Annotated in this window: 8 protein-coding genes and 1 rRNA gene; 2 read left to right on the top strand and 7 right to left on the bottom strand. The window is 50.5% G+C overall.

Features of this window, described 5'->3' with window-relative positions:
* Both rrf and E4T81_RS13500 read left to right on the top strand, forming a co-directional pair.
* Positions 1-91, top strand: a 5S ribosomal RNA gene (gene rrf, locus E4T81_RS13505); the annotation flags it as partial.
* A gap of 73 nt (positions 92-164) precedes the next feature.
* Complete coding sequence (locus tag E4T81_RS13500) at positions 165-1,487, top strand: rRNA cytosine-C5-methyltransferase (protein WP_135045454.1); 1,323 nt, start codon at positions 165-167, stop codon at positions 1,485-1,487.
* On the opposite strand, the gene E4T81_RS13495 is transcribed toward E4T81_RS13500, so the two are convergent.
* From E4T81_RS13495 to E4T81_RS13465, 7 genes are all read right to left on the bottom strand, one after another.
* Positions 1,484-2,728 (bottom strand): glutamate-5-semialdehyde dehydrogenase, encoded by a 1,245-nt coding sequence (locus tag E4T81_RS13495; protein ID WP_135045452.1) that lies wholly within the window; start codon positions 2,726-2,728, stop codon positions 1,484-1,486. The two genes, E4T81_RS13500 and E4T81_RS13495, sit on opposite strands and share 4 nt — an antisense overlap.
* 3 nt (positions 2,729-2,731) lie before the next feature.
* Positions 2,732-3,277, bottom strand: coding sequence for a hypothetical protein (locus tag E4T81_RS13490; protein ID WP_135045450.1), 546 nt, complete (start codon positions 3,275-3,277; stop codon positions 2,732-2,734).
* Positions 3,278-3,296: 19 nt separating this feature from the next.
* The gene (proB, locus tag E4T81_RS13485) at positions 3,297-4,385 is read right to left on the bottom strand and encodes a glutamate 5-kinase (protein WP_135045448.1); all 1,089 of its coding nucleotides are present in this window, start codon (positions 4,383-4,385) and stop codon (positions 3,297-3,299) included.
* A 14-nt stretch (positions 4,386-4,399) separates the two neighbouring features.
* Positions 4,400-6,067 (bottom strand): AMP-binding protein, encoded by a 1,668-nt coding sequence (locus E4T81_RS13480; protein ID WP_135045446.1) that lies wholly within the window; start codon positions 6,065-6,067, stop codon positions 4,400-4,402.
* 46 nt (positions 6,068-6,113) lie between these two features.
* Positions 6,114-6,665, bottom strand: coding sequence for a helix-turn-helix domain-containing protein (locus E4T81_RS13475; RefSeq protein ID WP_135045444.1), 552 nt, complete (start codon positions 6,663-6,665; stop codon positions 6,114-6,116).
* 367 nt (positions 6,666-7,032) lie between these two features.
* Complete coding sequence (locus E4T81_RS16035; RefSeq protein WP_135045442.1) at positions 7,033-8,241, bottom strand: Ig-like domain-containing protein; 1,209 nt, start codon at positions 8,239-8,241, stop codon at positions 7,033-7,035.
* Positions 8,242-8,254: 13 nt separating this feature from the next.
* On the bottom strand, positions 8,255-9,112 hold the full coding sequence (locus E4T81_RS13465) for a fimbrillin family protein (RefSeq protein ID WP_135045440.1): 858 nt from the start codon (positions 9,110-9,112) through the stop codon (positions 8,255-8,257).
* Positions 9,113-9,118: the final 6 nt, after the last annotated feature.

Genomic DNA, 9,118 nt, shown 5'->3' with positions numbered 1-9,118 from the left:
GGGGCTCCACCTCTTCCCATTCCGAACAGAGAAGTTAAACCCCGCCACGCCGATGGTACTGCGAAAGTGGGAGAGTAGGTAACCGCCCCCTTCGAGGCTGCAAGCAACCCTTGCAGCCTCTTTTTTTTACCCATACCCCAACCGATTATTGTAATTACATCATTATGTTACCTGCCGGATTTAAAACCGATTTTGACGGTCTTGCAGAGGCTCTTGAAGGAGAGCCGACAGTAAGCGTAAGATTTAATAAAGCAAAGGTGGATTCCGTTCCTGACGGGGAGCCGGTTCCCTGGTGTGACAGGGGGCGGTATCTTGCGGAGCGTGTCCCGTTTACTTTTGACCCGGCATTGCATCAGGGTAAATATTATGTGCAGGATGCCTCCTCTATGGTTTATGATTACATAATAAGTCATGTCGTGGAGCAATCTCGCCCTGTGAGGTATCTTGATGCCTGTGCTGCTCCGGGGGGCAAGACGACTGCAGCTATAGACGCGCTTCCTGAGGGTTCGCTTGTGGTGGCAAATGAGTATGTCCCTTTGCGCGCTGAAATTTTGCGTGAGAATCTTGTTAAGTGGGGTTATGAGGGTATTATGGTGTCGAAGGGCGATACGCGCAAATTTCGCAAGCTAAATGGCGAATTTGACGTAATTGCCGCCGATGTGCCATGTTCGGGTGAAGGAATGTTCAGAAAGGACCCCGAGGCTGTCGCGCAGTGGTCGCCGTCGCTTGTCGCAGAGTGTGCGTCCAGGCAGAAGGAGATTGTCGATAATCTGTGGGGTGCTTTGCGCGGAGGAGGAATCTTTATTTATTCCACCTGCACGTTCAACCGCGAGGAGAATGAGGATATGGTAAGGTGGATTCTTTCCGAATACGATGCGGAGATAGTCGAGCTGTCCTTCCCTGCTGATTGGGGGATAGTATATCGTGACGGTTGTTATCACTTTTTGCCCGGCAGGGTGAAGGGAGAGGGACTGACTGTGGCTGTTATCAGAAAAGGGGGATGTGTTGCGGCAGGCGGCAAGATTTCAGGAGCAGTAAAGCAAGGTGCGGTTTCCTCCGAGTGTAAGTCACGTATATTGAATCCTGAGAAATACCGGTGGATGGTCGAAGGAGACAGGATTGTGGCGTTTCCGCTGGCGCATGATGTCGCGCGTATAGAAAAGACTCTTGACGTAATACATCGCGGAATTGAGGTGGGGCATATAAAGGGTAAGGATATATTGCCTGCCCAGTCGCTTGCCATGAGCCGTGGGTTGAATCGCGATGCCTTTGCTGTCAGCGAGGTCGGTTATGACACGGCAATAGCATATCTGAGGCGTGAGGCTGTGACAATTGAGGACGCTCCTGTCGGTTATGTGCTTCTTACATATAAAGGCACACCGCTCGGATTTGTGAAAAATCTCGGGCGGCGCGCCAATAATCTTTATCCGCAGCAGTGGCGTATTCTCTCGTCACGCTTGCCGCAGAATCCGGTAAGTATAGTTTAGCTGCGGGTCTGTCCGTTGCCTGTCACGATATATTTGTAAGTCGTGATTTCCGGAAGTGCCATAGGTCCGCGGGCATGCAGTTTCTGGGTGGAGATACCAATCTCGGCTCCGAATCCAAACTGCCCTCCGTCGGTAAACGCGGTCGACACGTTGACATAGACACATGCGGCGTCTATCTCCTTGAGAAATGCCTGTTGGGCGGCTTTGTCTTCAGCTACGATACACTCGCTGTGGCGTGATGTGTGGCTGTCGATGAATTTTATGGCTTCATTTAAGCCGTCAACCGCCTTGACCGACATTTTATAATCAAGCCATTCCCTGCCGAAATCATCCTCTGTTGCACGGTGCAGGTAGGGGTATATACCGTCAAGCACCGAGTAGGAAGCTTCATCAGCATATATCTCCACATGCTTTTCTGACAGCGGAGAGCATATGTAAGGGAGCTGGCTGAGCAATGCCGCGTCAATAACGAGGGTGTCAAGCGCGTTACATACGCTCACGCGTCGTGTCTTGGCATTAAATACGATGTCACGTGCGATATCTAGATTTGCCGAGGTGTGGACATATGTGTGACATACTCCGGCGCCTGTCTCGATTACGGGTACGCGTGCGTTGTCGCGCACATACTCTATGAGCTTTTTAGAACCGCGCGGTATTATAAGGTCGACATAACCTGTGGCATGAAGCATCTCTGTCGTGGTCTCATGATTGTTTGGGAGCAGTGTCACGCAGTATTCATTCCATCCGTTCTCTGTGAGCAGACGCTGCAAGAGCGCAACTGTACACTCGTTGGTAGCTTGCGCGTCACTGCCTCCTTTAAGGATACATGCGCTGCCTGCTTTGACACATAGCGAAAACACGTCAAACGTTACATTGGGTCTCGCTTCATAGATGATGCCGATGACACCAAACGGCACTGTGACTTTTTCGATAGTCATGCCATTTGGCCGTGTGGTTTTACTCAGCGATATTCCAAGAGGGGAGGGTAGCGAAGCTACTGAACGCATGTCGGAAGCGATGTCCCTTATGCGTGACTCTGTAAGCTGAAGCCTGTCGCGTTTAGGATTGTCAGGCGACATTCGGGCAAGGTCTTTTTCGTTTGCCCGGAGTATGTCGGGGATTGCCGCTTCTGTAGCGTCGGCAAGCATCAGCAGCAGAGAGTTTGTTTCCTCAGGTGACCTGAGGGCAATTTCGCGTGAAGCCCGCCGTGATGCTTCCAGCATAGGTGTTATATTAGCCATGACTTATTTACCATACATGAGCTCGCGAAGCTCATTTTCTACATTTTTGGCTTTCTTGAGCACTTCCTTGTGGTCAACAAAAAACAGGTAGGTTGAATACTGCTTTTTGCCGTCGGGAGTGGTTTCTTCCGCGTATTGCAGCACTGCAAGATTGCCGTTGCGTGCGCGCCACATCAGTTTTTCATCCTCTCCTTTCAGCTGGGCATATTTGCCATAAGCGGCTGAGAGCCTTGTCTTGGTCTGCTCGTAGGTGGTCATGTCGTCGGTGGCTGATGTTTTGTAAAAACCAATCTGATATAGCTTGTCGCGATAGAAGTCAAGCACGCTGCCGGTCCATTCGATATGTCCCCACACTGCCGGTCCGTAAGATATTTTTGTCTCTTCCCCATCTGTGCGGGTCTGCTTGTTCTCCACATTGCTTAGTGCGAGGTCGCAGCGGTCAAATTTCCATCCAAATTTCACTCCGTTTACTTCAGTGAGTTTTTCAGTGGCAAATGCCACAGCCGACAACATTGTCAGCGCAATCATGATAAGTGATAAGCGTTTCATTTATTAGTAAGTGTTGTTATTATAAATCGATATAAAGGTAGTCGCTGTGAATGAGAGGTCTTGCCTCACGTTCGCCGGCTACTCTGCGGGCATCATCGACATTATAGCCTATTCTGCCCCAGGCGATGATTTTACCGTCGGCGCGGCTCACGCTGACAATGTCGCCCTCCTCGAAGTTTCCGTCAATAGAAGTTACCCCTACAGGCAGCAGGCTTGCTCTTACCGGCGAGAGGATGGCTTCAGCCGCACCGTCGTTGACAATGATATTTCCCTTGGCGAAGTCTTCGCTGTGGGCTATCCATTTTTTTAGACCGGAAGCGGCTTCCGGCGACGGATGGAAAAGGGTGTGTGGCACATCCTTCTCCGGAGTCAGGAGGTCGATAAGCACATTTTCTCTCTTGCCGTTGGCAATGATGACCGCGGTCCCTTCAGCCGCCACTTTAGTGGCTATGCGGTATTTTGTCGCCATTCCACCCCTTCCAAGGGAAGAACGCGATTCGGTTATGCCGCCTGAGGCGTCATCATTTTCCCTGATATCGGTGATGAGACGGGTGCCCGGGATTGACGGGTCTCCGTCATATACTCCGTCAATATTGCTGAGTATTATAAGAGCCTGCATGTTCATCATCGAAGCGATGAGCCCTGACAGCTCGTCATTGTCGGTAAACATAAGCTCAGTCACCGACACAGTGTCATTTTCATTGACAATAGGAATGACATTATTGGCGAGCATCACTTCCATACAGTGCTTCTGGTTCAGGTAGTGGCGGCGTGTGGAGAAATTCTCTTTTGTTGTCAAAACCTGTCCGCAGGCTATGCCGTGGTCGCGAAACAGTTCATAGTAGCGGTTGATAAGCTTTGCCTGTCCTACCGCCGAATAGAGCTGTCGCGCCGATACCGAGTCAAGCCTGTCGCCAAGGTGAAGCTCGCTTCGCCCTGACGCGACAGCGCCCGATGAAATCATGATGACCCTTATGCCTTTGCGGTGAAGCTCGGCTATCTGGTCGACAAGAGCCGACATGCGGGTGATGTCAAGGGTGCCGTCGGGGCGGGTGAGCACATTGGAGCCTATTTTTATGGCTATGCGTTTATAAGCGTGTCGTGACATATATAAGAAAACGATTATTTTTCTTTATTGTTGTCTCGTATAGCCACACGCCTGATTTTTCCGCTTATAGTCTTGGGCAGTTCCTTGACAAATTCCACGATACGCGGGTATTTATAAGGCGCGGTGACGCGTTTCACGTGATTCTGGATCTCTTTTATAAGGTCCTCTGCCGAGTGTTCGGCGCGTTCAAGATAGTCTTTGGCAAGCACGATTGTCGCTTTCACGACCTGACCGCGTATCTCGTCGGGTACTCCGGTTATGGCACATTCCACGACGGCAGGATGGGTCATAAGCGCGCTCTCCACTTCAAACGGGCCGATTCGGTAGCCTGATGACTTTATCACATCGTCGGTCCTGCCGACAAACCAGAAGTAACCGTCTTCATCGCGCCATGCCACGTCGCCCGTGTGATATATGTCGTCATGATATGCGGCATGGGTCAGCTCGGGGTCGTGGAGATATTCCTTAAACAGTCCGAGCGGCTTTTTACCGTGAGTGCGCACGACGATTTCACCCTGTTCGCCATCCTCCACGGGGCGTCCGTCGGGGGCTATAAGGTCAATGTCATATTGCGGACCTTTCTTGCCCATCGAGCCAGGCTTGGGTTCAAGCCATGGATAGGTGGCTATGGTAAGCGTGGTCTCGGTCTGTCCGAAGCCTTCCATCAGCTTTATGCCGGTGAGACGCAGCCATTCTTCATATACTTTCGGATTTAGCGCCTCGCCTGCGATAGTGCAGTATTTGAGAGTGGACAGGTCAAATTTTGACAGGTCTTCGCGTATGAGAAACCTGAACACGGTAGGCGGCGCACAGAATGAAGTGATGCCGTAGTTATGAATCATATGCAGCACATCCACCGGCTCAAACTTCTCGAAGTCATAGACAAACACGTTTGCCCCGGCAATCCATTGTCCGTAAAGCTTGCCCCACACAGCCTTGCCCCAGCCTGTGTCGGCAAGTGTAAGATGCAGACTGTCTTCCGACAGATTATGCCAGTAGCTTGCCGTGATTATATGACCGAGCGGATATGTGAAGACGTGAGCCACCATCTTCGGCTCTCCGGTGGTGCCCGACGTGAAATACAACAGTGAGATGTCGTCGTTGCTGTTGACCTTCTCGGGACGCACAAACGGTTTTGCCTCGTCGATTGACTTGTTGAAGTCATACCATCCCTCCGGCACCAGAGGTCCTGTCGACACGAGTGCCTTCACGGTCGGGCATGAGGGCATCGCTTTCTCGATATGGTCGACAACCACCTTGTCGCCGGTGCAGATGATTGCTTTTATGCCTGCCATCTTACACCGGTATACGATATCTTTTTCTGTAAGAAGATGGGTAGCGGGGATGACTGTGGCTCCGAGTTTATGGAGCGCTATGATGGAGAACCAGAATTGATAATGGCGCTTCAGGATGAGCATCACCATGTCGCCGCGGCCTATGCCGAGCGACTGTAGAAACGATGCCGTCTTGTCGCTCTCGCGCTTTATGTCGGCAAATGTAAACTGGATTTTCTCGCCCTTGTCATTGGTCCATAGCAGGGCGCGTTTATCGGGCTCTTTCTCTGCCCATGCATCAACCACGTCATAGCCGAAATTGAAATCTTCCGGCACATTCACGTGGAAATTTTCCATAAAGTCCTCATAGGACTCAAATTTGGTCTTATCAAGAAATTTTTCAAGCATAGTGCTGTAATTTATAGACTGTAGTAGTAGATATCTTCGTGTATCGTCAGGATATTATCGCGATAAGCTTCACCGCCTTGTCGCCGAGCGCGCGCAATCCATGCTGTCGGCGGGCGTCAAACATTATGCTGTCGCCCTCGTGCAGAGTGATTACCTTGCCGGCAACCGATATTTCAAGCTCGCCTTCAAGCACATAGTTGAACTCCTGACCGTCATGGGTGTTAAGTGTCATCTGAGTGTCATGTGCGACAGGCTCCACGGTCACTATGAACGGAGCCATGATTCTGCGCTGAAATCCTGCCGCAAGATCCTGGTAGCTGTATGCCTTGGTGCGCTCTACCTTCACTCCGTTGCCTGAGCGTGTCACATAATAAGAGTTCATCTTCGGCTCCTCCCCGAAGAGCAGGGCGGTCAGCTCTACGCCGAAGGTAGTGGCGAGGCGATGAAGGAAGCTGACAGGTATGTCGGTGGTGCCGCTCTCATATGCCTTGAGCAGCTCGATATCTATTTCACACTCCGCTGCCATTTCCTCGACCGTCATGTCGACAGCATCGCGCAGCCCTCTCATTCTTTTGGCGACTTGTTTTATATGATCCATATATATACCTTAGATAAATTTCGTAATAGTTGATAATTTTAACTTTCGCTTGTACGCAAAGATAAACAATCTTTTTATAAATGAGTTTTCATTTTGTGCTAAAAATGTCATTATTGCACATCATTTATAATAGTGTGCGATAAATCGTTGACAAAATGTAATGTTTAAGCCTCGATAAGGATAAAATCAAATATTGTATGAATTTGTGAAATATATTGTATTTTTTGTAAAAATAATCATTGAAATCAGATTAAATCATAATCCCCTCGGCACGCCGATAAAAAAGTGGAAGACTTGAGCCGGCCGCGACAGCGACCGACGAAGTCTTCCACTACTCTCAATGGGCTTTGAGGTTATCTTCGAGATGTTATTTCACGACTTTATATGATTTTGTTCCGCTACGCAGTATATAAAGCCCTGCGGGCAGCGAGTTGACCTCATCCTTATCCACTGCTTTACGTAGCAGAATGCCTTTCGCCGAATAAATGTCGACAGCCGTTACGTCTGACTCGGCATCCATGATGCCGGATGTATTTGTCACGCCCTGTATCATGCAGCTTGCCTCAAGGTTGCTGCCGTCAAGAGTCCTGACGGTTATTGTCGCCGTGCCTTTATCGTTGACTGTGACCACGCCGGAGTTATCGACTGTGGCGACATCAGTGTTGTCACTGCTCCACTCGACTGATTTGTCGGTAGCGTCATCCGGATTGAAGATTACCCGGAGCTCTTTTTGCTCGCCCACGGCTATTTCCTCAGTCCCGTCATGCTCGATTGATATTGATGACAAGGGGCGGTAGCACATGTCGGCAAAGTTATTGCCACTACCATCAATTTCCCATACGTTGTCGCTCCCCTTGACTATCGCGTGGCTCTCCGTGATTGTGAAGCTTCCCGGCTTGCTTTCCGGGAGGTTGTATTTCAGGCGTCCTATCGGCGCCGAGTCATCGGCAATGGCGTCAAGAGAGGGTGAAAACACGATGAAACGCAATTCCTTCTCTTCAGGAGAGCGGCTTTCGATTACGGGTTTGCCATATATGCCGTGACCCGCCACTGCTGCCTCGTAAAGCTCTACAAAGTCCCCATCCGGAAAGTCAGCGTCAGGGACACGCAGTTTGAAGCAGATGGCGCAGATATTGCCCGATTCCGAATCAGATTTAAGCCCGAAGTCGACGTATGTCACATTATTACTGTAGTCATATCTCGGACTTTCAGCAAAAAAGGTAAATCCCTGCGCGCCTGCGGCACGGCTGTAGGCAGCGCCCACAGTGCCCCCGAAGTCTTCACCTCCGTCATCCCATCCTCCTATGCCGATATTTATTCCGACATCCTCGATGAGTTTCCCCGATATAATCAGGTCGGCGAGCCAATGCAGGTCAGCGTCATCGACGGAGCCTGAGGCATTAAGGTCATGGAGCGACCGGTCGGTCTTCTCCTCGTTGATAGCCTTTGCGAGCACAACCATGTCGGCGAGATCCACCTTTCCGTCATTGTTGAAGTCGCCTTTGTAGCGGGTGGCGGCAGAAAGAGTGCCGATACCCGCTGCAAAGAGACATACAAGTGTGGTGAGTTTATTCATAATATTTGAGTTATCAGTTCCAGCCGCCTATCGAGCCGCCTATTTCAATCTTTGTCTGTGAAGGATTCTTGCTGAGAGTCACCACGATAGTGTGGCTATAGCCCTGCCTGAACGAAAGCCGGCCCTCCATGAGGTAGCTGACACCCTGGGTGACAACCTCTACGAGCGGACGGCGCGACTCGATATTCTGCGGCACCACAATAGCCTGAAATTCCGTGTCGGTGATTTTCTGAGCCTGTATCGATGCGGTCTCGGCATAGGGGTCTTTTGACACACCGCCCGTCGACAGGTCGATTGACGCGGTGGCTACGGTGTTGTGGACATAAACCTGACAGTCGGAGGGTATTTCCCCCTCGTAATCCTCGCTCTTCTCAAGCTTTATTATCGCCTTGCTCATGCGGTGGGCGAATGTGAGTTTCACGGGCGATGCCGATGCCTCTACATCCTCCTTGCTGCTCCACACAAAGTCTGATGCGGTATAGCCCTCGTGGGTTGACTGGTCGGTGGCGACAGTGAATGTATAGTCCTCGGTGTCATCTACCGTTTTTGAATAAGGATAGTAGGCGTAGACTGTGTGCTTGCCTTCGTTCCAGTAAGCCTTTCGCGCCGCTTTCCACTCTGTGCCGTTGAAGGTGAACGGCTCGTTGTTAAGTTCGTTTCCGCCCACTTGCAGTGTGTTTCCTTCGGCTACCATATAGATGCCTATGCGGTCGTTGCTCTCAAAGTTACTATCAGTGGCGCGTGATGAGTTTTCGTAATCGCATATAAATGCTATCTCATTGTCTTTGTTAACATCGGGCGCATTGTCCGATGAGCATGCTGCCATCATTGCAGCGGCTCCGAGCAGGAGCAGGTTGTGATATGATTTCATGATTGT

The organism is Barnesiella sp. WM24, assembly GCF_004570975.1.
In the GTDB taxonomy this organism is placed as follows: Bacteria; Bacteroidota; Bacteroidia; order Bacteroidales; family Muribaculaceae; genus Muribaculum.
Note: the sequence above shows the minus strand (reverse complement) of the source record. Positions and strands in the feature narration are given on the sequence as shown.

Bases quoted from the DNA above. Each gene is read 5' to 3' on its own strand.
- E4T81_RS13500 (WP_135045454.1), top strand. From the start codon at position 165: ATGTTACCTGCCGGATTTAAAACCGATTTTGACGGTCTTGCAGAGGCT.
- proB (WP_135045448.1), bottom strand. From the start codon at position 4,385: ATGTCACGACACGCTTATAAACGCATAGCCATAAAAATAGGCTCCAAT.
- E4T81_RS13475 (WP_135045444.1), bottom strand. From the start codon at position 6,665: ATGGATCATATAAAACAAGTCGCCAAAAGAATGAGAGGGCTGCGCGAT.
- E4T81_RS13480 (WP_135045446.1), bottom strand. From the start codon at position 6,067: ATGCTTGAAAAATTTCTTGATAAGACCAAATTTGAGTCCTATGAGGAC.
- E4T81_RS13465 (WP_135045440.1), bottom strand. From the start codon at position 9,112: ATGAAATCATATCACAACCTGCTCCTGCTCGGAGCCGCTGCAATGATG.
- E4T81_RS13490 (WP_135045450.1), bottom strand. From the start codon at position 3,277: ATGAAACGCTTATCACTTATCATGATTGCGCTGACAATGTTGTCGGCT.
- E4T81_RS16035 (WP_135045442.1), bottom strand. From the start codon at position 8,241: ATGAATAAACTCACCACACTTGTATGTCTCTTTGCAGCGGGTATCGGC.
- E4T81_RS13495 (WP_135045452.1), bottom strand. From the start codon at position 2,728: ATGGCTAATATAACACCTATGCTGGAAGCATCACGGCGGGCTTCACGC.